Raw genomic sequence first — 21608 nt, forward strand, 5'->3', positions numbered from 1 at the left:
GGATGGATGATAGGTTGATGTGACATATGCGGTTACCCCTCAAAAGAATATGTCATGCTGCTGATATCTTCAAAATGGTGAATAATTTTCAGGGTATCTACCGCACTCGGAACACTGGCCCGCGGGGCACGAAGGGCAGGCGGGCGCCGGCCGGGATCAGCAGGGCGTGCTCGCGCCGGATCGACAGCGCGTCGCACTCTCCGTCGGTGATCACCAGCAGCGGCGCATCCTTCGGGAAATCCTCGGCCTGTTGCAGCAGGTCGATGCCGGGCTGGAGCACCGTGCCGCCGCGCCCGCGCACCGTCAGGCGGCTGGCGATCTCCGGCACCTCCATGTAGCCTTGGTCGTAGGCGGCGGCGTCGCAGAACACCACCCGGACATGGCGGACGTCCTTGGCCGCCGCGTAGCTGGCGATCGCCCCCAGCGCCTTGCCCAGCAGGATGCGGTCCATCGACCCCGAACTGTCGAGCAGGACGCCGAAGGTCCGGTCCTCCGTCTCACCGATGGCCGGGCGCCGGCTGGGGCGCGGGATGGCGGGGGTGGCGGTCTGCCGCCGGCTCGGCCGAGCGAAGGAACGGACGGTTTCGACCGGCGAGAAGCGCTCGTCGAACCAGCGGCCGAGTTCCACGTCCCAGTCGATGGGCGGATGGGCCAGGGCGCGGATCTCCTCGACCAGCCCGGCCGGGATGGTGCCGCGCCCGCGCTCGCGGTGCAGGTCGAGCCCGTCGAGCAGCGCCCGCCGGTAGAAGGCGTCGAGGTCGGTCCAGTCGCCGCCGCCGGGGGCGGGGCCGCCGCGCCGCCCCTCCAGCATGTCGCCGAGTCCGGTGCCGCGCAGGGTGGCGAGCTTGCGCGCCCGCCGCAGGTCGGCGCACAGCCGGTCGTACACGGCCTCCGCCGACAGCCCCTTGAGCCTGGGGTCGTGCAGGGCGGCGGCGGGCATGCTGCCGACCGCCATCTCCAGCAGCCAGCCGTTGACGACGTAGTCGCAGGCGACGTTCCACAGGAAGGGGTCGCGCCCGCGCCGCCGGGGCAGATGGCGCAGCGCCGCGTGCAGCAGCTCATGGGCCATGACGAAGCGCAGCTCGTCGCCGGACAGCCCGCCGGCCGGGTTGACGTAGATCTCGCGGGCCATGTCGCTGACGGCGGCGACCGACACCTCCAGGGAGCGGCAGACCAGCGGATCCTCGATGATGCGGAAGGCGGCGGCGATGGCGCCCAGCAGCGGGAAGCGGTCGATGAACCAGCGCCGCGCCTCCTCGGCCGCGCTGACGCGGGTCGCGGCACCGTCGAACCGCAGGACGCGCCCGCCGGCCACCTCCACCGCCCGCTGCACGGCGGCCCGCAGGCCCTCGACGAACAGGTCGGCCCAGCGGATTGTCGCCTGCCAGCGTGGGACCGGCTCGTCCACCATGTCGGGGTGCGGTCCGGCGGTGCCGAGCGAGCCTACGGACTCCGGGCAGCCCTGCGCGACCATCCAGGCATAGATCTCGGCCTCGCCGGCTCCTGGAACGCCCGCCGGGTCGATGGTCTCCCCGGCCGGCTTTCCATCGGCCTCCGGACGGAAACCGAAGCCGTCGAGCAGCCGGGCGACCGCGACGTCGCAGGCGGCGTTCCACAGTCGCGGGTTCGCCTTCTCCTGGAAATGTTCCAGGCCGAGATGGAGGAGGGCATGGGCGACCGCCCGCGCCCAGTCCTCCGGGGTTCCGCGCCGTTTCGGGTTGCAGCGGACGGTGCCGGCCGGGGTGACGACGCACCAGGCCGCGTCCCCGTAGGGCCAGGGTTGGTCCCTGCCGCGGACGACCCGCGCGGCGTGCAGCAGCGGCGCCGTCAGCGGGTGTTGCTTCAAGGCCTTGATGCCGGCGTCGAAGGCGAGGGTGGCGGGATCGGCGGCAGCCTTGGCGGTGCGGCGTCGGCTCATCGCCGGGTCACCGGGCTTGCGCCGCGAGGCGCGGCAGGTCGCGCACCACCTCGGCCAGGAACCAGCCGGGGACGCTGTTGCCGTCCTCGTCGCCGTCCGCCGCCACCACGCCCTGGGCGATCTCCAGGCTGATGGCGGCGAGGCTGCGCAGCAGGGCCTTGGCGCCATGCGCGAGTTCCCGGTGCGGCGGCTTGACCGCCACCGCCTCGGCCGGCAGTTCCTTGGCCAGATGGGCACGGAAAGATTGGGCCAGGAAATAGAGGACATCGCGGTCGCCGGGCGCGTCGGGCCAGCGGAGGTCGCCCTTCAGCAGCTTGGCGACGTCGTAGCGCAGCCGCGTCTGGCGCAGGAAGGCGCGGAACTGGACGGCGTGGGCCGGCGACAGGCATCCGGCGGCCAGCACGCCGGTCCATTCGTCGGTCAGCGCGTCGCCGAAGGCCAACATCGCGTCGGACAGCGCGTGCCAGGAGCGCGGCGTGGAAAAGGGCTCTTCGCTGCGCGGCGGGCGGCTCCACAGATGGTCGGGGCGGGCCTCGACGTAGCGGATCACCGGCTCGTGCAGGGCGTTGCGCCGCGCCCAATCCAGCCATTCGCGCGTCGAGGCCCGCAGTTCGACGACGACGAGGCGGTTCAGCAAGGCGCTGGACAGCGGGTTGACGAAGGCGGCGTCCTCGGCGCGGTTCCCGGCGGCGATCACGATCGAGCCGGCGGGCAGGACGTAATCGTCGATCCGCTTCTCGAACACCAGCGGGTAGAGCGCCTTCTGCACTTCCTTCGCGGCGTTCGGCAGTTCGTCCAGGAACAGGCAGTAGGGCGTGGAGCGGGTGATGCGCGCGGGTGGGTAGAAGCGGGTGCGCCCGTCCTCGATGCGGGGGACGCCCAGCAGATCCTCGGGCAGCATCTGGCTGCCGAGCAGCGTCACGCAGTCCAGCCCGACGGCGGCGGCGAACTGGGTGACGAGGCTGGACTTGCCGATCCCCGGCGGCCCCTTGATGTAGACCGGGCGCACCGGGGCGACGGCCAGCAGGAATTCGGGCAGTGTGGCCGGAGTCAGCGCGAGGGTCGGCGTGGACATGATGGTTTCCGAAGGGTAGGGCGGTTCAGGACTGTTCGGTGGCAATGCGGGGCGGGGCGCCTGCCGACTCCAGAACCAGCCGGCGGAACAGGCGGTCGGCGTCGGCGGATAGTGAATCCCGCGGGTCGCGCCGCGGTCCCGCCACGGCCGCGCCGGCGATCTCGGCGGCGATGAAGGCGTCGAGGGCGTCGATGCGGGCGCCTTCGCCCATCTCGGACAGGATGCTCTTCCGGGCCAGCAGCCCGTCGATCGCGGCGCGGACCGCTGCGTCCATCGGGATGCCGGCGAGCAGATCGTCGAGCGCCATCGGCACGCGATCGTCGGAGCGCGTGCGCAGCCAGGCGAGTGCGCAGGCCGGGCGCAGGGCGTAGAAGTATTTCTTCAGCCGGACCCGGTCACGGCCGTCGATGTGGCGCCGCAGGTTGCCTTCGGCCAGGCTCCGGTAATGATGGGTGGCGGCGGCCCGGTGCCCGACCCGGCCGGCGAAATGCTGCAAGGCTCGCAGGGCACCGTCGTCGGTGCGGTAGCGGATCGGCGACGCCAGCCATTCGAACAGCACGGGGTTGGCCTTGCCCAGCAGCGTCAGAGCCTTGGCGATGTCCCAGCCGTTGACGTCGAGTTCGTCCACGATCGGCAGTTCAATGACGTCGCGTCCCCGCGTCAGCGACAGATACCACTCGAGCGGCCGCACATAGAGGAAACGCACGTCATAGTCGCTGTCCGGGGACGGAAAGCCCCAGGCCCGGCTGCCCGATTCCACCGCGAGGAGGATGCGGACGCCGTGGTCGCGTTCGATGCGGTCGAGCGTTTCGGCGATGCGCCGGCGGACGGAAGGGGCGACGGCGTCGCGGAACATGGCGGGCTCTCCGGTGTCGGAAGGAAGGGGGGCGTGGGTTGCGACGATAGGGCGGCGATATGCCGGACTCGGTCCTACGGACGATCGAAAGCGGCAATTCTGCATTTTGCCGAAAACCGACGCTCCTCCGGCGGGTCCGGGGGGAATGTCCCCGGATACAGGAAGGCGGCCTCGGACGATGAAGGCATAATTGCATCCGATATCGGATGCAATTATGCCGAAGGTGAAGGGTGTCCGATTCTGTCAGCGGCCTGAGGCATCCTTCCCAGGAAGAGCCTGCCGGCCGGCTCCGGCATGACGCACCGCGACGCCTACGGGCTTCAATGAGGCCTGGGCATTACTGCCCAGGAAGAGCGGTGCTTCGCACCTTGTTGATTCCTATCCGAAAAAAGCACGGGAATCGAGAGGTCATCGAACCTGATCGTCCGATCAAGTTTATCGGTTCTGTTTCGTTCTAAACGATGTCCAAGGACCCAACGAAATCAATGCCTCTTCTCATGCGAGCGGGTCCAGGGAATTTGCAGGTATCGAACCGCTCGCGTGCGTCGTCGGCAGAACCGATCCTACCACAGGCCTCGCATGCCGATGGAAAGGCTTTCTCGCCGCAGGCGGTGTTACACCACCACGGCCTCGCGTCTGATGGATTCAAAAGGACGGCCCAGGCTTTCAACCCGAAGATCGACCGCGTCGGCCGGTCCGATGTCCATGATCAGGACGTGATCCTCCGATGGCTTGATGATCCCGTCCAGCCGTGCTCCCAGTGCTGCTCGACGCCGGGGCGTCAGTCGGCATTGGAAGACCGAGAGCTGAAGCCAGCGGCCATAACCCTCCATCGACTTGAACACCCGGCGCCCGCGCTTCGGATCGGCGATGTCGTAGGTCACGATATAGACACGCTCGTTGCCGGCCATCGCCGCTTCCTTCCTCTCACCGTGGGCAGTAATGCGGATAGCTGTCGATCTCGCCCAGCAGATGGCGGGTGAACAGCCGGGCCTGTACATGCAGCATGCGGCGCATGGAAATCTGATAGCCGAACAGCGGGTGCGAGGCCTCCTGGTCCAGACGCCGTTCAAAGGCACGGATCAGCGTGCGCCGCCCGCTTGGCGTGAGGTTGCAGCCCGGTCCGACGGTGATGAAGTCCGACGGCGACAGTTCCCCGTTGTTCAACGCAGTCAGCACCGTGGAATCAGCCAGGATCGGGCGTAGCGGTTCCATCAGGTCGAGCGCCAGGGCCGGCCGGCCCGGCCGGTCGGCGTGATACAGGCCGGCCCAGGGATCCAATCCGGCAATTTCCAGCGCCGTGGCACAGGTGCGGGCCAGCAGTGCGTAGCACAGCGAGAGGCAGGCGTTGACCGGATCGGCCGGCGGGCGGCGCGACCGGCGGTCGAAACCGAAATCGGGCATCCCCGTCACCTTGTCGGTGAACAGCGACGGGAAAGCGCGGAAATAGACCGCGGCGCCTTTACCCTCCACGCCCAGAAGTTCGGGCAGGCCGGCGGTCTTCGCCGTGCGGTCGGCCAAACGTTTCAAGACCTCGGTGACGTGGTCGCGCTCGGCCTCGGTTCCGCGCCAATTCCGGCGCAGGATGGTGCGCTGGTTGCGCAGCTTTGCCCGCACCAGATCGCGCGCGAACAGCAGGCGACGGAAGGCGTCGCCGCGCGCCGCGTATTGGGCTTCGCGCGCGTGGGCGCTGCGCGGGCCGCGGGCGCCGGTGGTTGTGATGAACCAGAAACCGCTGGACATCCAGGCGATCGGAATCTCCTCGCGCACCAGGGCGTGGAGTGCCGGGGTGGACAGCGACACCGGTCCGGCCAGCACCAGTTCGGACACTTCGCCGATCGGCGTCTCACGGTCCGGTTGGTTTTCGACGGAAACGACGATGAGGTCGCCCTTCTTGCCGACCCGTGCGCCCGGCTGTTGCACATAGAGCGGAAGAGCGGCCTCGGCGGCGGGCGGCGGGCGGCGGCGTGCGCGGAGGGCCGCCGCTGCGGAACAGGTTCACCTCGTCCGGCAGGCAGATCGGCAGCAGCGAGCAGCGCGCGTATTTGCGGCTGTTCTCCAGCGGCGGCGGAATGCGGTGGGCGGCGGCGGCCAGCCGCAGGGCCGATGCCGCCTCGCGCGTGCGGGTGCGGAGTTCGTCGTCGAAGACCACCGGCACCCGTTCCCGGCTGCCCGAGAACCACAGGAAGCCGCCGTCGATCCGGTAACCGTTGTCTTCCAGCACCAGGGCCTGGACGCAGAGTTGGACCTTCTCCGGCTCGTAGGCGCCGCCATCGACGTGCGGGCGCTTGCCCTTCTTGAAGTCGATGGGGGTCAGAATGCCGTCCTCGCCCTCCACCACGTCCATCTTGGCGATCAGGCCAAGCCGCTCCGACGACAGCTCGATGGAGCGGACCTCGAAGGGCGGAGCCGCGTCCGCCTCTTCCGGCGGTGGCAAGGCGCCGCGGCCGGCATCGACGCGGGCGTGAACGCGCTTGCCTTCCTCGGTGTCGGCGTTGGCGGCTCAGGCGCCCTCCACCCATTCCAGATAGGCCAGTCGCGGGCAATATACCCATTCGTTCACCATCCGCGCCGGCACCAGAAGATCCGGGTCGGATTCCGGTGGAGCGGGAAGCGCCAGACTCAATTGCTCGTTCATCGGCAGCGCTCCTTCATGGAATGCTTGCCCGGCATCCCTCTGTGGGGGCCAGCGGTCGATCGCGGAAAAATATATGAACCGGATGCTTGATGTATAAAAAACGACGTTGTCAACAACTTTAAACAACTTTTATGGTGCGTGTGTGCCCACCGTCTTTCCGCCAACCGCGGCCTCCCGTCCCTTGCGCCCCGGCGATGTGATCCGCGTCGGGCACGGCTTCCCCCTGCGGCGTGCGGAGGAGGAGGCCGTCGATTATCTGCGCATCCATTTTGAAACCCAGTCGCCCGGCTTGGCCAGGGTCGTTGCGGTGACGGACGACGGCATGCTGGTCACCCTGTGGGGGCATCGTTTCCTCACCACGCGTCGGGCGGACGATCCCGCCCTGCGCCGGCTCGGCCCTCTGGCTCTTGCCCTGGCACCGGAACGGCTGGGGGAAATGATCCTCGACCGTGAATTGCGGACCGGCGGGGCGGTCGCGGAGGAGGCGCCGTCCCGCCGTCTCCGGTCGGGACCGACCTGGCTCTGGCTGCGATGGACGCGGGGGAGCCTGCCGATCCTGGAGGCGTTGGGTGGCCGGCTCCACGCCCCGCTGCTGCGCCGGATGAAAGCGTGGAGCTTTCACGGACTGTCCCGCCTCGGCCTGATGCCGACGGCACCGGGTTTCATCGACCGTGGGCTGCTGGTCGATCATATCGGCCAAACCGTGACGCTGGGTTACGGGCGGGACGAGCGGGACATCCGTCTCGACCGCATCCTGCTTCACAAGAACCAGTCGCTGCATCTGGTCGGTGTCGACCGGACGAAGGGCCGGGCGACGGGCGAATTGCGGAGCTTCCGGCTGGACCGCGTTTGGGCGCTGGAGATCCCGCCGTTGGGCGAGGTCGATCGGGACGACCTGTATTGGGAACTCCAGGCCCTGTGCATGACGCGCGCCGGCTGGCTCCGGTGCTGGAACCGGCGGCAGGCCGAACGAGGGCTGCCGCCCGCGCCGCCCATCGGCCGGCTTGCCGGCTGGCTGGGAAGGATCGGTGCCGGCCTGTGGACACATGGGCGTGGCCTGGGCGCACGCGTTCATTGTGTCGGCATCGTGTTCGCCCAACGGCGGCGGCACGCCGGATGGTGGTTGCCGGCCCGGTGTCGGCGGCTGCGGTCCTGGAGCCGTGCCTTTGTCCGGAGCGTTCTGTGGAGGCTGCGTCCGCCTCCTCCGCCAAGTCCCGGCACGCTCCCGTCGCGCTGGCGCGGCCGGTTGCAGCGCGCGCTCGCGGTGGTGGAGTCCGGGGGGACGGAGCAGATCACCGCGCTGTTGCCGATGAACAGGCTGTTGCTGGTCGATCCGGTGGGTTGCCACGCGTGGCTGCGTCACATGCTGGAACACGCGTCGAAGACCGCGCCACCGGGAAACACGACAGGAAACACGCCGGGAAACACCGAGCATCCCGACGCACCGGCGCTGCTGGCAAAAACGCTGGCGCTGATGCCGGCCTTGCCGGTCCTGCCGGGCTGGGAACGCCACCGCGCCGCCGCGCTCGCGCTTTCCCGCCGTCTCGACGCGGCGCAGCCCGGCCACCGGCGGATTTGGGTGCGCGCCACACGTCCGGCCGGCCGCGATTCCCGCCTGTTGCTGTGCGAACACTGCCTTTCGGCGGCGTATCATTTGAACGACACCGGCGTCGCCGGCCGGCTACGCCCCTGGACCGGCGTCTGGCCGCCACCGCCGAGAGCGTGGAGCTTCTATCGCGCGAACGCCTATTTTGTGGCCCGCTGGGACAACGCCCGATTCCGTGTCGACGCCGCTTCCGCACCGCGCCTGCGGATGATCATCGCGTGGTGGGACGCCCGATCACCCCAGGGGCCGGCACGGAAACGGTGAATTTGCAAAACCCCATCAAGGACTACTGAAAAGGGGTTTCCCAGGGAGATGCGTCTTCAATGAAGAATTTTATCGATTTCATCCACTTTTTATTCAGATTTCTTCCACACGCTTTCCGAGCGAAGCAGTTGGGGCGGTCCCATGCGCGTTCAATTCGGGTGGCATCTGGACGGTCCCCATTGGCCGGAAACCATCGACGGTGCGCAGGCCAATCTTGGCGACGTGGTCGTCGGGCCGGCCGGGCTGCTTGGGGTTCTGGAGATCAGGCTCGGCCTGACGGGGCCGGAGACTCCGCCCGCCCTGCGGATCGCCCAGTATCTGGTACGGCTGCGGGCGGCCGACGATGGCAACCGCTTCTACAGCCGGTCGCTGGCGGCGGATGGCTGGTCGGTCGCCAGGGTGATCCTGGAATGGCGCGACGCCCTGGTCGAGGCCGGCTGGTTCGAGGCCGGCTGGTCCGGGGCCATGCCGGGCGGCGGTGAGCGCCTCGACGCCCTGGTGGCGGTGGAGCGTGTGTCGGTACCGCTCGCGCCGGGCCGGGCCGACCGGCTGCGCGCGGTGCTCGCCGCGTTGGCGGGAGAGGGGGGCGAAGCGGTGGCGGCTCCCGTCGCGGAACTGCGCCTCGCCACGCCCGCCGATCTCCTGCCCGCCGGGTGGCGACGGTTGATCGACCGGCTGGCGGCTGGCGGGACGCGGATCCTGCCCTGCCGCGATCCGCTGCCGCTGGGTGACCGCTTGGGTGGCACGATCACGGTGCTGGAATCCGACGACGAATGGCTGGCGGCGGAAACGGTGGCCGGTTGGCTCGCCGCCTCACCGCAGGACAATCACGGTGTCGTGATCCTGCGCGGGCAGCGCACCACCCTGCTGGACGAGGCGTGCCGACGGCTGGGCCTTCCCCGCGTCGGCGGCGCCGGGCGGTCGCCCTGGCGGGCGGCGGTACAGGTTGCCGCTGGCCTTCGCGGCGCTGTGGGAGCCACTGGATGCCCACCGTCTGATGGAGTTGCTGACGCTGCCGCAATCGCCCATTCCTTCCGGCGTTGCGGAGGCCTTCGCCGACGCCCTGGCCGAGGCGCCCGGTGTCGGCGGTCCGGCGTAGCAGGCGGCGTGGCGCACCGCGCGGGAGCGTCGCCGCACCCGGCTGGAGGCACGCGGTCTGAACGGGGCCGATCTCGACCGCCGGCTTGCGGCGGAGGAACGCGACTGGCGGGGCTGGCTGGAATCCCCGCGCTTCGCCGAGGCGGACGGCGTTCCGGTGCCGACGGCGATGGCGTTGTGCGGGCGCGTCGCCGCCTGGGCCAGGGCACAGGCCGGACGGCAAGGGGCTGGATAACAGGGGAGGACCGACGCCCTGCTCGGCACCGTGGCGGTGCAGGTCGACGCGATGGCACAGGTCGTCGCCGCCTGCGGGCTGGCGCGCATCCCCAAGCCGCAGCTCGACCGCATCCTGGATTCGGTCATCGCCGCCGGCCCGGCGGCGCTGGCGCGTTCCGGTGGGTGCGGTGCCGGCGCGCGACCGGGAATCGGCGACCAGCATGGAGCGGTTGCTGGGCTGCCCCTTCGCCTGGGTGCTGCGCCATGCGGCCGGTGTCCGGCCGGGTGTCCTGCGCGCCATTCCCGATGGGGCGCGGCTGCTGGGAACGCTGGCGCATGCGGTGATCGCCGAACTTCTCACCGAACGTTCCGGCTGGCCGCCGGACGAAGCGGCTCGGCGCGCCGCCGCCCTGTTCGACCGCCTGTTGCCGGTGCTGGCGGCGCCGCTGCTGCGCCCCGGCTGGGGCCTGGAGCTGGAGCGTGCCTGCGCCGCCATCGCCGCCGCCGCGTCCACCCTGGCCGGGTTGATCGCGGAGGCCGGGCTGAGCGTGCGCGGCTGCGAAGTCCCCGTCGAGGCGGAGTTGGACGGCGTGACGGTCGAGGGCATCGTCGATCTCCTGCTGGAGGGCCCCGACGGGCTTCCCGTCGTCCTCGACCTGAAATGGAGCGGCAGCGACAAGCGGCGGCGGCGGGAGATCGCCGAGGGGCGCGGTCCAACTCGCCGTCTATGGACGGCTGCTGGGGGCCGAACGGGCGGTGGCCGGGCGAATGTTGGCCGGGCCGGTGCCGGCCGGCTACTTCATGTTGGCGCAGCAGCGGCTTCTGGCCTGCGCTCCGGCGCCTTTCGCCGCCCATGCCCATGTGCCGGGCAGCGACCTGCCGACCGTCTGGCGCGCCGCCTGGGACAGCCGGACACGCGCGCTGGAGCGTTTGGCGCAGGGCGACATCCTGGCCCCCGGCGTTTCCCCCGGCGTTTCCGATGACGGCGGCGGAGAGGGTGGCGAGGAACCGCCCGCCCTGATCTTGGATCCACCCTGCCGCCTCTGCGACTATGGACGCCTGTGCGGCGTCGGGAGCGTCCGCGCATGACCGTGGAAACGACCTCGGAAGCATCCGCCGGTCTGGCGCCGATCGATGTGGTGACGGCCAGCGCCGGCACCGGCAAGACACACCGGCTGACCCGCGCCTATCTCGACGCGGTGGCCGCCGGGGTGGCGCCGGACGCGATCCTCGCCACCACCTTCACCCGCAAGGCTGCCGCCGAACTGCTGGAACGCATCCGGGGCGACCTGTCGAGGAGCGGCAGGACCGAGGCGGCGCGCGACGTGCTGACCGCGCGGATCGGCACCGTCAACGCCCTGTTCGGCCGCATCGCCGGCGAGTTCGCCCTGGAGTCCGGGCGTTCGCCCGTCGCCGACGTGGTGGCGGAGGAGCGCGCCGCCGCCCTGTTCGCCGCCGCCGCCGATGGCGTCATCCGCCGCCATGGCCCGGCCATCGAACCTGCCGCCGCCCGGCTGCGGCTGGAGGATTGGCGCGGGCTGGTGCAGTCCATCGGCGCTCTTGCCCGGCAGAACGGCATCGCGGCCGATGATCTGGCGGAATCGGCCGTGCGCTCGCTTCGAGGGTTGCTGGCCCTGCTGCCGGAAGCTCGCGCCGACGAGGAGGGGCTCGACCGGGCGTTGGGTGAGGCGGTGGTGGTGGCGGTCGCCGCCATCGAGGCCGCCGGGGATGGCTGCGTCAAGAAGACCGCCGAGGCGCTGGCCGCCCTGAAGGATGCCGCCGCCGCGCTGGCGGGCGGGCGTCCGTTGCCCTGGGTGGACTGGGTGCGGCTGACCAAGCTCGATCCCGGCGCGCGCTGGAGGGCGACCATCCAGGCGGTCCACGAGGCGGCGGGCGTGCATCCCGCCCACCCCCGCCTGCATCGCGATCTGCGCGCGCTGGTCGAGGGCGTCTTCCGCTGCGCCGCCGAGGCGATGGACGATTACGACCGCTTCAAGCGTGCCCGGGGGCTGGTCGATTTCGTCGACCAGGAGCATGAGGCGCTCACCCTGCTGGGCCGGGCGGACGTCCGCCGCCTGCTGGCCGAGCGGGTGGAACTGGCCCTGGTGGACGAGTTCCAAGACACCAGCCCGATCCAGCTCGCCCTGTTCCTGGCGCTGGCCGGCGTGGTGCGGCGATCGGTGTGGGTGGGGGACGCCAAGCAGGCGATCTATGGCTTCCGGGGCACCGATCCCGCCCTGATCGGTGCGGTGTTGGCCCGTGTGCCGCCCGCCACCGGGGGGATGCCGGAACGGTTGCCGCGCGGCTACCGCTCCCGCCCCGGTCTGGTGGCCTTCCACAACGCGCTGTTCGGCGCCGCCTTTCCCGCTGTCGGTATCCCGCGGGGCGACGCACAGGTGGCGGAATGCGAGCGGACGGACGGGCCGGACCAGCCGGTGCCGCTGGAGGTCTGGACCCTGGCCGGCAAGAGCTGGAATCCTGGCTGCTCCCCGAGGCCGTGCGGCGGGCGCGGGAAGGCTCGCCGGTGCTGCGGGCACTGGACGCGGCACGCGGGCGTCTGCTGCACCTGACCCCGGTGGAGGCGCTGGAGGTCGCCATCGTCGCGGGCGACGTGGCGGAGCAGGTCCGGCGTTGGGGGGAGCCGGCCGACCGTCTGGCCAATCTCGACGCGCTGCGCGGGTTGGCCCGCGCCTATGAGGACGAGTGCCGTGCCCGGCGCGGGGCTGCGACGGCGGGTGGGCTGATCCGCTTCCTGACCGGGGCGGAGGGTGGCGGCGACCAGCCGCCTAGCACCGATGCGGACGCGGTCGTCGTTATGACCTACCATCAGGCCAAGGGACTTGAATGGCCGACGGTCATTGCGCTCGATTTTCAGGGTGGGCCGGACCCCTGGCCCTTCCGTCTGTCGGTCGAGGGCCGACGGAGGTCGATCCCTGGAATCCGCTGACCGGTCGCTGGCTGCGTTTCTGGCCCTGGCCCTACGAGGGGCAGCGCAAGGGAACCCATCTCGACGATGCCGCCGCCGCCGCGCCCGAGATGGAAGCGGCCCGGGGGCGCGCACAGGCCGAAGCGGTGCGCCTGATGTATGTCGGTCTGACGCGAGCGCGCGACTGCCTGATCCTTGCCGCCCGGCCGTGCCAGACCGCTTGGCTCGACGCGCTGACCGACGCGGCAGGGAATCCGATCCTGGCGATTCCGGCCGGGGAGGGCGCCATCGACATCCGGGTCGGCGAGGATCCGCATCCGGCCGTCGCCCGCATCCTAACGCCGCCCGAGGAGGTGGAACATGCGGCCCCGCCGGCCCTGCCGGCTTGGGCGGCGGCTGTCGCGCTGCCGCTGGTCCCGCCGATCGAACACCCGCCGTTGCGGGTGGCGCCGAGTCAATGGAACGATCAGGGAACCGGCCAAGGGATCGGGATGCCGAATGATCATGTCCCGCTGGTGCGCGAGCGGATCGGCTTCGGCGGTCGCCTGCCGATTCCCGGCGGAGTGGATATGGCCCGACTCGGTGAGGCCATGCATGCCTTCCTTGCCATCGACCAGCCGGAAACTTCACCGGGCCGACGCTTGGCCGGGGCCCGGGGCGTGTTGGAGCGCTGGACCGTGCCGGGCATGGCGGGGGAGACGCTGATGGAGGCCGGCGACCGTTTGTGGCGCATCCTTGCGCACCGCTGGCCGAGGATGGGCTGGCATACCGAGGTGCCCGTGCAGGGGCGGCTGGGGTTGCAGCGCGTCGCCGGCCGCATCGACCTGCTGCTGGACACGCCGGACGGGGCGGTGATCCTTGACCACAAATCCTTTCCCGGGTCCTATGACCATTGGACCGACCGGGCGCTGAGCCATGCTCCGCAATTGTCGCTGTACCGACATCTGGTGGAAGCCGCAACGGGGCGTCCCGTGGTCGGCGTCTTCATCCATATGCCTGTGGTGGGGATATTGTTGGAGATCCATTGAATTGATGTGGTCAGCCGTCTCGTTTCCCATCCATCCAGAAGCGCCGAACCGCCAGTGCCGAATCGCGCGAACACGCATTGGCTGTGGGAGGCGCAATGGTGATGGAAACTCAAGGCGATAAGCTTGCGGAAATTGGCCGCCTCGGCTTTGGTTTCCTCGGACTGCAGGCGTTCGTGGAGAGCGGCGATCCGCTGCCGGTACAGCTCCGCCATGTTCGGATGCAGAAGGGGAGGGGGCTCGGTCGCACGCGCCAGCATGCCGGTGAGTTCCCGCCTTGCGCGTTTCCAGCGCTTCCATCTCCGCCTTCATCGACGGCACATACAGGCCGTCCTTGATCGCGCTGATGATTCCCCAAATCTGCTTCTCGATCTTGGCCAGTTCGCGGCGCTAGGCATCCTGGCCGGTCCGCTGTTCGATGCGCAGACGGTTCATTTCGCGCGTGAACTCGTCGCAGAACTCCTTGAACAGCGCCGGTTCCATCAGATGGGTGCGCAACCCGTTCAGCACCGACGCTTCCAGCGCGTCCCGCCGGATGTTCCGCCAGTTTCCGCAGGTGCCCTTGTTGCGTGTCGTCGAGCAGCCCAGCAGATCCTTCGAAATCATGCTGTAGCCGCCGCCACAGCAACCGCATTTCACCAAACCGGCGAACAGGTGTTTGGGACGCCGACGGTCGATCAGGACGCTCCCATCCGCCTTGCTGTGTTCGGCCGGGGTGAAGGCGAAGGCCTCCTGCCGGGCCTTGACCGCCTCCCAGACATCCTGATCGACAATGCGCAGGTCCGGGACCTCCTGGATCACCCACTCGCTTTCGGGATTGAGCCGAGAGACCCGCTTGCCGGAGTTCGGATCCTTCAGGTAGCGCAGCCGGTTCCACACCAGCCGGCCGACATACAGCTCGTTGTTCAGGATGCCGGTGCCCCGTTTCGGGTTGCCGTGGATCGTCGACGGCCCCCACGTGCTGCCTTGCGGGCCGGGCAGACCCTCATGGTTCAGCGTCCAGGCGATCCGGCGCGACGACTCGCCGGCGAGATAGTCGCTGAAGATGCGGCGCACGACCGCGGCCTCGGCCGCGTTGATCCGGCGATCGCCCCGCATCGCTTCGCCGCTGGCGCCGACCTGCTTGACCACATCATAGCCGTAGCACAGCCCGCCGCCCGACTTGCCCTCCTCGACGCGGCCGCGCAACCCGCGCCGTGTCTTGTCCGCGAGGTCCTTCAGATAGAGCGCTCCCATCGTCCCCTTCAGGCCGATGTGCAACTCGCTGACCTCGCCCTCCGACAGCGTCACGATGGCGACGCCGGCGAAGCGCATGCGCTTGTAGAAGCCGGCGATGTCCTCCTGGTCGCGCGACAGCCGGTCAAGCGATTCGGTCAGGATGACGTCGAAGCGCCGCTTCAGCCCGTCGGCGATCAGGTCCTGGACCCCCGGGCGCAGCAGCGAGGAACCGGAGATCGCCCGGTCGGAATAGCTGTCGACGACGCGCCAGCCCTGCCGCTCGGCGTGACTTCGGCACAAACGCAGCTGGTCTTCGATTGAGGCGTCACGCTGGTTGTCGGAAGAGTAGCGGGCGTGGAGCGCAACCTTCATCGGACGGCCTCCTCAGGAGGGAGAGCGATCGCCGGTGTGGCGCTCCCCGGTGCTGTGAACGAACTCCCGGGCCGCCTGCCGGGCGAGCAGGCGGACCAGATCGATGAGACGTGGGTCGGGCTTTGTGCCAGGGGGAGACGCTTCGCCCGTCGCGTCGGCGACCAAGCGCAATGTCTCGACCGCCGTTCCTTTGGGCTTCGCCACGATGGCCTCCCTGCTTCCCGACGATCTGAACCGTCCGCCGGACAGGGTGCCTGCCTCACCTCACGGATGAAACAAGAATATCGTTTAAAAACAATATGTTGAGGCGAGGAAAAGCGCGTATCTGAAAAGGGCTGCGTGTCCCGGTGCGCAGGCGCGTGCCGCATCATAGCGCAAAGACATGCGCGCTTCGTACGCTGGTCAAAATGCGACGGGCTGGCAGCCATGGTGCCTCCAATCGTTCCGGTCTCAACTCCCAATGGTCAGATTTGGAAAGGGAGTTGCTGACACGGACGGTTTCTTCGATCCGAAGGAAGCTTGGAGCAAGAATTGGGAAATTAAAATCAAAAGTAGAAAGCCGGTCTGCCCTATGCGCGATGAAAGAGTGTGCGGAGGTCACGACGGGTTCGGAAACTGAGGGGAAAGCCACCGGCTGGTTCAAGTTGGTCATCCACTCCGCTCTCCTCAACTCGCTGAAGGTGACGGGTAAAATGCTCAAGGGATTGATGCGCTCACGATAAACTCGACGGCGGTTCACTCCGCCGCGACCAACGTCTTCCGGCCGAAGAGGAGGAAGCTCAACGCCGACAGGCCCCAGGCGCAGAGCGCGGCATAGAGCATGACCCAGCCGAAGCCGTGCGCCAGCGCCTCGCGCGCGGCGGCGGGACCGACGCCCTCCGCCCCAGCCAGCGCGAGGTTGCCGGCGCCGATCGTCTCGGCCAGCCGGCCGAGCGTGCCGTCGCCCTGCCGCGGCAGGATCCGTCCGAGCTCGGCGCGGATCCCCTGCAGCAGGATGAAGCCCATCACCGCGATGTTGACGGCGAGCGCGATCATCCGCGCGCTCATGTCCATTCCCGACGCCATGCCGGCGCGGTCGGCCGGCAAGGCCGCGGTCGCCGTGTTGGTGACGGGCGTGTTGGTCAGGCCGAGCCCGGTGCCGGCAAGCACGCAGCCGGGCAGCATCGCCCAACCGGTCACACTTTCAACCGTCGCGCCGAACCGCATGAGGACGAAGCCGAGTCCGATCGTGAACAGCCCGAACGGGATGACGCGCGCCGGCCCGTGCCGCATCAGCATCCGCTCCGCGAAGGGCGGCACGACCAGCGTCGGCAGCGTGTAGGCGAGCAGCATTGCCCCCGCCGTCACGCTGTCCAGCCCGAGGACCGCCTGGAAGTGGATCGGCAGATAGATCACGAAGGGCCAGAAGCTGAAATTCATCCCCGCCGATCCCAGCAGCGCGCCGACGAAGGCCGGAATGCGGAAGGCGGTGAAGTCGACCATCGGGCGGGCGCGGCGGGTTTCCACGACCACGAAGGCGAGGAGGCTCGCGGCGCCGAGGCCGGCCAGCGCGAGGCCGAGGGGGTTGGCGGCGGTCAGCGCCTGCCCCTGCGTGACGAGATGGACGAGGCAGAAGACCGCGAGCGACAACGTCACCATGCCGGGCAGGTCGATCCGCAGGGCGTGGGGGTCGGCGGATTCGACGACGCCCGCGCGCACGAGCGCGACGGTCACGAGCGCCAGCGCCACATGGACCAGGAACACCCACTCCCAGCTCGCGACGGCGACGGTGAGGCCGCCGGCCAGGGGGCCGAAACCCAGGCCGACGCCGAAGACTACGCCCCACCAGCCGAACGCCGCGCCGCGCTCCGATCCGTCGCGGAACTGGTGCGAGAGGACGGCGACTTGGCACGCCAGCATCACCGCTCCGCCGACGCCTTGCACGAAGCGGGCGGCGATGAGGAGCGGCGCGCTCGCCGCCAGCCCGCAGGCCAGCGACGCCAGTCCGAACAGGGCGGTGCCCAGCAGGAAGAGCCGCTTGCGGCCGAAGCGGTCCGCCAGCGCGCCCGCCGCCATCAGGCTGGTGGTCATGGCGATCGTGTAGGCGTTCATGATCCACTGGAGCTGTCGGAAACTGGCCGGCAGGACCTGCTCCAGCGTCGGTAGGATGGCCGGGATGCTCGAGATTTCGAGCCCGGTCATCAAGGCGGACAGACAGATGGCGCTCAAGGCGGCCAGGTTTCGTGACGACACGGCTGCGGTCATGGTTGCCCTTGCTGCTGCGGTCGGGGCAAGGCGCTTCGGGCTGCCGGGGCCGGATCATGGGCCGCGCGCCGAACACCTTGCCACCGGATGGGGGGCCACCGGATGGGGGTGGACCATCGGATGAGGATGTCTTCGGCAAAGTGGCGCAGGCTTGATCATCGGGCAACGGGATGGCAGACCATATCAGTGACAACAGATCAGGATGGATGCCGCGATGTCCCTGGACGTCGATGCTGTCCGTGCGTTCCTTGCGATCGCGGACCACAGCAGCTTCACCCGCGCAGCCGAGGCTCTGGGCACCACGCAGGGAGCGATCAGCGTCAAGCTGAAGCGGCTGGAGGACCGGCTGGGGACGCGGCTCGTCGAGCGCACGCCGCGGCAGGTCCGCCTGTCGGCGCAAGGCGAGCTCTTCATCGACTCGGCCCGCGAGTTCCTGGCGGCGCACGAGCGGGCGATCGCCCGGCTGACCGCCGCGCGCCGCCGCTTCCGGCTCGGGATCGCCGCCCATGTGATGGGGCCGGAGGTCCCGGTCCTGCTGGCCAAGCTCAAGTCGCTCGATCCGGCGCTGACCGTCGAGGTGCTGCTCGACAACTCCCGTGCGCTGCTCGACGGCTTCGAGAGCGGCACGCTCGACGCGATCATCATCCGCAGCGACGACGACCGGCGCGACGGCGAGATCCTCGGACCGGAGCATTTCGGCTGGTTCGCGTCGCCCGATTTCGAACACCGCGCCGGCGAGCCGCTGCGGCTGGCGGCGACGTTGCCGTGCTGCGCCGTGCGCGACGTCGCGGTGCGGCTGCTCGATCGCGCCGCGATCGCGTGGGAGGAGGTCTTCATCGGCGGAACCGCGGCGATCGCCGCCGCGCTGTCGGCCGGGCTGGCCGTCTCAGCGTTTCCGCGCCGTCTCGCGCCCGCCGATGTCGTCGATGTCGGCGATGCCTTTGGATTGCCGCCGGTGCCGTCGCTCTCGCTTGTTCTGCACTCGTCCCTTTCCGATCCCAAGACCAAGGAGACGCTGCGCGCCATCACGGCCGCGTTCCGGGAGCATCGCAAGCTCGTTGGCAGGCCCTAGGATTTGCCGCTCTCCGGAAGACCGGGCCGATGCAGCCGGCGGAGGACGGCGAATGTCGGGTTTTTGGTTGATGGATGCTGACCTCCGCTCAGCTTTGGCGTGACGGGGCGCTGAAAAGGTTGTCGGCCAGGAAGCCGACGAAGGCCCGCAGCTTCGGCGACATCTGCCGACTCGACGGCCACAGGATCCGGAAGGTTCCGACGTCGCGCAGGTGAGCGTCGAGCAGGGACACCAGCGTGCCCTGTTCCAGTTGGCGGTGGACGGTGAACAGCGGCAGGCAGGCGATGATCTTGCCCCGGTTGGGTGGACACCTCAGCTAAGCTCCGAGTGGAGCGGGAAGGTGTCTGATGCCGAAGACGAGGCGATCCTTCACGGACGAGTTCAAGCGTGAGGCCGTTGCCCTGCTGGAAGCGAGCGGCCGGCCACTGGAGCATGTGGCGCGGGAGTTGTGCCTCCAGGCCTCGGTGCTGCGGACCTGGCGACGGGTAGCCCAAGGCCACCCGCCGCGCTCACGGTCTGGCGCGCCTGCCGTATCCGGCACGTCCAAGCCGGCCAAGCCGGACGAGCAGACGGCGGAGATCGCGCGGCTGCGACGCGAGTTGGAGCGCGACATTTTAAAAAAGGCCATCAGCATTTTCTCGGAAGCACCGAGATGAAGTTCCGCTTCATCGAGGACCACCGGGACGAGTTCCCGACCCGGCTTATGTGCTCGGTACTCGGGGTGTCCGCCAGCGGTTACTACGCGTGGCGTGGGCGGCCGGAAAGCCAGCGGGCCGCTGCCAACCGACAGCTTCTGGTCGAGGTCCGACGCGTTCATGGTCGCCACCATGGCCGCTATGGCAGCCCGCGCGTGCATGCAGCCCTCCGTGGGCTCCACGCGCTCCCACAACTCACCCGGCAATCGCCAGCCGTCATCTTGAACCAACTTGCCCATGAAAACCTCCGCACCGAAAAGCACGGAAGTCCAACAGAGCAGGCCCACCTCGATCCCTACCGAAATAGGTTCTTAGAGTGCGGATCAGAACCGGTCTGAGGTTGAGGAAAATCAATGACTTCAGCGCATCGGACCGGGTTTTTGATAGGCACTCTTAGTGTCCATTGTTATCAAAGCGCTCCCGTGCCGATCGGCGTCAGAACCCTATGCCGATTCACAATCAGGGCAAGCGCCTCCCGTACGCCGCCCTGTCGCAGCTCTGTCGTGTCAGCGGGTCAGGTTGACGGTGACGTTCTTGAGCTGCGTGAAGCTGTCCAGCATGGCTTCGAGCGAGAATTCGCGGCCGAGGCCGCTCTGCTTGTAGCCACCGTAGGATTGACCCGGGGATTGCCCGGTGCCCTGGTTGATCTGGACCCAGCCGGCCTGAACCTGATGCGCGGTCCGCAGGGCCTTGCCGATGTCGTGGGTCCACAGATAGGCGGCGAGGCCATAATGGGTGTCGTTCGCCATTCTGATGACGTCGGCCTCGTCGGTCCAGGGAATGGCCACCAGCACCGGACCGAAGATCTCTTCCCGGGACAGACGCCAGTCGTTGGAGGTGTGCGCGAAGATCGTCGGCTGCACGAAGTAGCCCTCGCTCAACGGCCCGTCGGTCGGCGGAAGACCGCCGGCCACAAGTTTGGCATCCGGCTCGGCAAGGCCGGATTCGATGTATCCGCAGACGCGGTTGAACTGCCTTTCGTTGATGATGGTGCCGACGTCGGTGTCCTCCGCCAACGGGTCGCCAATGCGCAGCGTCGAGACTTTGGCGGTCAATTTGTCAAGGAACGAGTCGAAGACGCTCCTGTGCAGGAACAGGCGCGAGCCCGCCGTGCAGGACTGGCTTTGCCGGGTGAAGCGCATGGCCGCGACGATGCCCTCCACCACCCAGTCCTCGTTGGCATCGGGGAAGACGATCGAGGGACTCTTGCCGCCAAGTTCGAGCGACACCGGAACGATCCGCTGGGAGGCCGCTTCCATGACGATCTTGCCGACGGCGGTCGATCCGGTGAAGGACAGCTTGGCGATGGCCGGATGGTTGAGAAGCGGGGCACCGCATTCGACGCCAAAGCCGGTCAGCACGTTCAGCACGCCGGCCGGCAGGAATTGCTGGCAGATCTCCGCCATGAGCAGAACGGCGAGCGGCGCATCCTCGGCGGTCTTCAGCACCATGGTGTTGCCGGCGCACAGGGCCGGCGCGATCTTGAGCGCCGCCAGAAGGACCGGGGCGTTCCAGGGAATGATCGCGCCGACCACGCCGAGAGGCTCGCGTCGCGTGTAGCTGAGAACCGAATCGCCGAGCGGAATCGTCGCCCCTTTGAGTTCACCGCCGAGGCCGCCGAAATAGCGGAAGATGTCCGCCGAGATCCTGGCCTCGGCACGGGCCTGCGTGCGCAGAGCGTTGCCTGTTTCCAGCGCGATGAGGCGGGCGACCTCCTCCAGCCGGGCCTCCATCGCGTCGGCGACTTGGAGCAGCATCCGGCCACGCTCCCGGGGCGCGACGGCGCTCCACGCCGGGAAGGCATCGGACGCGCTCCGCACGGCCAGCTCGACGTCGACGGCGGTGCCGCGGGGAACCGTTGCGATGATCGCGCGCTTGGCCGGATTCTCCACCGGGAATGCCTCGCCGGAGGCCGCCTCCACCCAATCGCCTCCAATCAGGATCCGTCGCCGCATCACGGCCGGCTGGCTGATCTCACCTGTATGCTGCATCGCGCGTCACTCCATGCCCAGAAGGTCATTCTTTGCCAGCAGCCGGCATCCGGCTGGGAAGGGCGGGGGAGCGCGCCGTCTCCCCTGCCGGCACAGGCGCCTGCTTCGACCGCACCGGACGACGGTGGTGCAGCCGGGGTACTTTCGATCGCTCCCTGTTGATCCCACCATAGCCGGCGATGTTCGTTTGGTCAACAATTCGTATTCGAAAGTTGGTTATAAATATTTTTTCTGCTGCCAAGCCGCCGAAAACGCATGCTGGATCGTCAGGAATGGCGCGATTTGACAGGGGTAAATCTTAGTTACATATACATTGGAATGGACTCAGTATGCGCTCGCTGGATAAGGTGTGCGTGAGCGCTACGCGGAGGTCTCTCCGCGCGCTTTATCCCTC

16 protein-coding genes and 2 pseudogenes are annotated in these 21608 nt (G+C 68.7%); 7 read left to right on the forward strand and 11 right to left on the reverse strand.

Annotated elements, in window-relative coordinates; genetic code table 11:
• Positions 1-97: 97 nt before the first annotated feature.
• The 5 genes and pseudogenes from JN22_RS07035 to cas4g/cas1g form a co-directional block, all read right to left on the reverse strand.
• On the reverse strand, positions 98-1918 hold the full coding sequence (locus tag JN22_RS07035) for a vWA domain-containing protein (protein ID WP_085553207.1): 1821 nt from the start codon (positions 1916-1918) through the stop codon (positions 98-100).
• A gap of 7 nt (positions 1919-1925) precedes the next feature.
• Entirely contained in the window at positions 1926-2993 is a 1068-nt protein-coding gene (locus tag JN22_RS07040) for an AAA family ATPase (RefSeq protein WP_085553208.1), read from the reverse strand.
• 25 nt (positions 2994-3018) lie between these two features.
• Positions 3019-3849 carry a nucleotidyltransferase domain-containing protein gene (locus tag JN22_RS07045; protein WP_085553209.1) on the reverse strand — a complete coding sequence of 277 codons (831 nt, stop codon included), beginning with the start codon at positions 3847-3849 and terminating at the stop codon, positions 3019-3021.
• A 614-nt stretch (positions 3850-4463) separates the two neighbouring features.
• On the reverse strand, positions 4464-4760 hold the full coding sequence (gene cas2, locus JN22_RS07050; protein WP_085553210.1) for a CRISPR-associated endonuclease Cas2: 297 nt from the start codon (positions 4758-4760) through the stop codon (positions 4464-4466).
• 16 nt (positions 4761-4776) lie between these two features.
• A pseudogene (gene cas4g/cas1g / locus JN22_RS07055) lies at positions 4777-6487 on the reverse strand (CRISPR-associated endonuclease Cas4g/Cas1g).
• Positions 6488-6668: 181 nt separating this feature from the next.
• On the opposite strand from cas4g/cas1g, the gene JN22_RS07060 reads away from it, so the two are divergent.
• Entirely contained in the window at positions 6669-8357 is a 1689-nt protein-coding gene (locus JN22_RS07060; protein ID WP_085553211.1) for a hypothetical protein, read from the forward strand.
• A gap of 356 nt (positions 8358-8713) precedes the next feature.
• On the opposite strand, the gene JN22_RS07065 is transcribed toward JN22_RS07060, so the two are convergent.
• Positions 8714-8986 carry a hypothetical protein gene (locus JN22_RS07065; RefSeq protein ID WP_223677598.1) on the reverse strand — a complete coding sequence of 91 codons (273 nt, stop codon included), beginning with the start codon at positions 8984-8986 and terminating at the stop codon, positions 8714-8716.
• A gap of 906 nt (positions 8987-9892) precedes the next feature.
• Here JN22_RS07065 and JN22_RS07070 point away from each other — a divergent pair.
• The 4 genes from JN22_RS07070 to JN22_RS07085 all read left to right on the forward strand — a co-directional run bounded on the left by JN22_RS07070 (position 9893) and on the right by JN22_RS07085 (position 13625).
• A complete protein-coding gene (locus JN22_RS07070) occupies positions 9893-10654 on the forward strand; it encodes a PD-(D/E)XK nuclease family protein (RefSeq protein ID WP_223677599.1) in 762 nt (253 codons plus the stop codon).
• Between the two features lie 102 nt (positions 10655-10756).
• Complete coding sequence (locus tag JN22_RS07075) at positions 10757-12241, forward strand: UvrD-helicase domain-containing protein (protein ID WP_223677600.1); 1485 nt, start codon at positions 10757-10759, stop codon at positions 12239-12241.
• A complete protein-coding gene (locus JN22_RS07080; protein WP_223677601.1) occupies positions 12196-12618 on the forward strand; it encodes a 3'-5' exonuclease in 423 nt (140 codons plus the stop codon). The genes JN22_RS07075 and JN22_RS07080 overlap by 46 nt, the downstream gene beginning before the upstream one ends.
• Positions 12516-13625: a PD-(D/E)XK nuclease family protein gene (locus JN22_RS07085; protein WP_223677602.1), complete on the forward strand. Its 1110-nt coding sequence runs from the start codon at positions 12516-12518 to the stop codon at positions 13623-13625. Before JN22_RS07080 ends, JN22_RS07085 begins: the two co-directional genes overlap by 103 nt.
• Before the next feature lie 387 nt (positions 13626-14012).
• Here the strand turns inward: JN22_RS07085 and JN22_RS07090 are convergent, their stop codons facing one another.
• The 3 genes from JN22_RS07090 to JN22_RS07100 form a co-directional block, all read right to left on the reverse strand.
• Entirely contained in the window at positions 14013-15212 is a 1200-nt protein-coding gene (locus tag JN22_RS07090) for a recombinase family protein (RefSeq protein WP_449658091.1), read from the reverse strand.
• Between the two features lie 367 nt (positions 15213-15579).
• Complete coding sequence (locus JN22_RS07095) at positions 15580-15864, reverse strand: hypothetical protein (protein WP_211099592.1); 285 nt, start codon at positions 15862-15864, stop codon at positions 15580-15582.
• A gap of 83 nt (positions 15865-15947) precedes the next feature.
• A complete protein-coding gene (locus JN22_RS07100; RefSeq protein ID WP_085553213.1) occupies positions 15948-17456 on the reverse strand; it encodes an MFS transporter in 1509 nt (502 codons plus the stop codon).
• A gap of 214 nt (positions 17457-17670) precedes the next feature.
• On the opposite strand from JN22_RS07100, the gene JN22_RS07105 reads away from it, so the two are divergent.
• Positions 17671-18528 carry a LysR family transcriptional regulator gene (locus tag JN22_RS07105; RefSeq protein WP_211099593.1) on the forward strand — a complete coding sequence of 286 codons (858 nt, stop codon included), beginning with the start codon at positions 17671-17673 and terminating at the stop codon, positions 18526-18528.
• A gap of 88 nt (positions 18529-18616) precedes the next feature.
• Here JN22_RS07105 and JN22_RS07110 read toward each other — a convergent pair whose 3' ends face one another.
• Positions 18617-18844 (reverse strand): LysR substrate-binding domain-containing protein, encoded by a 228-nt coding sequence (locus tag JN22_RS07110; RefSeq protein ID WP_085553215.1) that lies wholly within the window; start codon positions 18842-18844, stop codon positions 18617-18619.
• A 31-nt stretch (positions 18845-18875) separates the two neighbouring features.
• Between JN22_RS07110 and JN22_RS07115 the strand changes: the two are divergent.
• Positions 18876-19396, forward strand: a pseudogene (locus JN22_RS07115) (transposase); the annotation flags it as partial.
• Positions 19397-19729: 333 nt separating this feature from the next.
• Here JN22_RS07115 and JN22_RS07120 read toward each other — a convergent pair.
• Positions 19730-21214: an aldehyde dehydrogenase family protein gene (locus JN22_RS07120; RefSeq protein WP_085553217.1), complete on the reverse strand. Its 1485-nt coding sequence runs from the start codon at positions 21212-21214 to the stop codon at positions 19730-19732.
• Positions 21215-21608 lie beyond the last annotated feature (394 nt).

Source organism: Azospirillum agricola, from assembly GCF_020005195.1.
Lineage (GTDB): Bacteria > Pseudomonadota > Alphaproteobacteria > Azospirillales > Azospirillaceae > Azospirillum > Azospirillum agricola.

Excerpts from the sequence above, each read along its gene's own strand:
- JN22_RS07035 (WP_085553207.1), bottom strand. The coding sequence starts at position 1,918 with ATGAGCCGACGCCGCACCGCCAAGGCTGCCGCCGATCCCGCCACCCTC.
- JN22_RS07040 (WP_085553208.1), bottom strand. The coding sequence starts at position 2,993 with ATGTCCACGCCGACCCTCGCGCTGACTCCGGCCACACTGCCCGAATTC.
- JN22_RS07045 (WP_085553209.1), bottom strand. The coding sequence starts at position 3,849 with ATGTTCCGCGACGCCGTCGCCCCTTCCGTCCGCCGGCGCATCGCCGAA.
- cas2 (WP_085553210.1), bottom strand. The coding sequence starts at position 4,760 with ATGGCCGGCAACGAGCGTGTCTATATCGTGACCTACGACATCGCCGAT.
- JN22_RS07070 (WP_223677599.1), top strand. The coding sequence starts at position 9,893 with ATGGAGCGGTTGCTGGGCTGCCCCTTCGCCTGGGTGCTGCGCCATGCG.
- JN22_RS07075 (WP_223677600.1), top strand. The coding sequence starts at position 10,757 with ATGACCGTGGAAACGACCTCGGAAGCATCCGCCGGTCTGGCGCCGATC.
- JN22_RS07085 (WP_223677602.1), top strand. The coding sequence starts at position 12,516 with ATGGCCGACGGTCATTGCGCTCGATTTTCAGGGTGGGCCGGACCCCTG.
- JN22_RS07090 (WP_449658091.1), bottom strand. The coding sequence starts at position 15,212 with ATGAAGGTTGCGCTCCACGCCCGCTACTCTTCCGACAACCAGCGTGAC.
- JN22_RS07095 (WP_211099592.1), bottom strand. The coding sequence starts at position 15,864 with ATGACCAACTTGAACCAGCCGGTGGCTTTCCCCTCAGTTTCCGAACCC.
- JN22_RS07100 (WP_085553213.1), bottom strand. The coding sequence starts at position 17,456 with ATGACCGCAGCCGTGTCGTCACGAAACCTGGCCGCCTTGAGCGCCATC.
- JN22_RS07105 (WP_211099593.1), top strand. The coding sequence starts at position 17,671 with ATGTCCCTGGACGTCGATGCTGTCCGTGCGTTCCTTGCGATCGCGGAC.
- JN22_RS07120 (WP_085553217.1), bottom strand. The coding sequence starts at position 21,214 with ATGCAGCATACAGGTGAGATCAGCCAGCCGGCCGTGATGCGGCGACGG.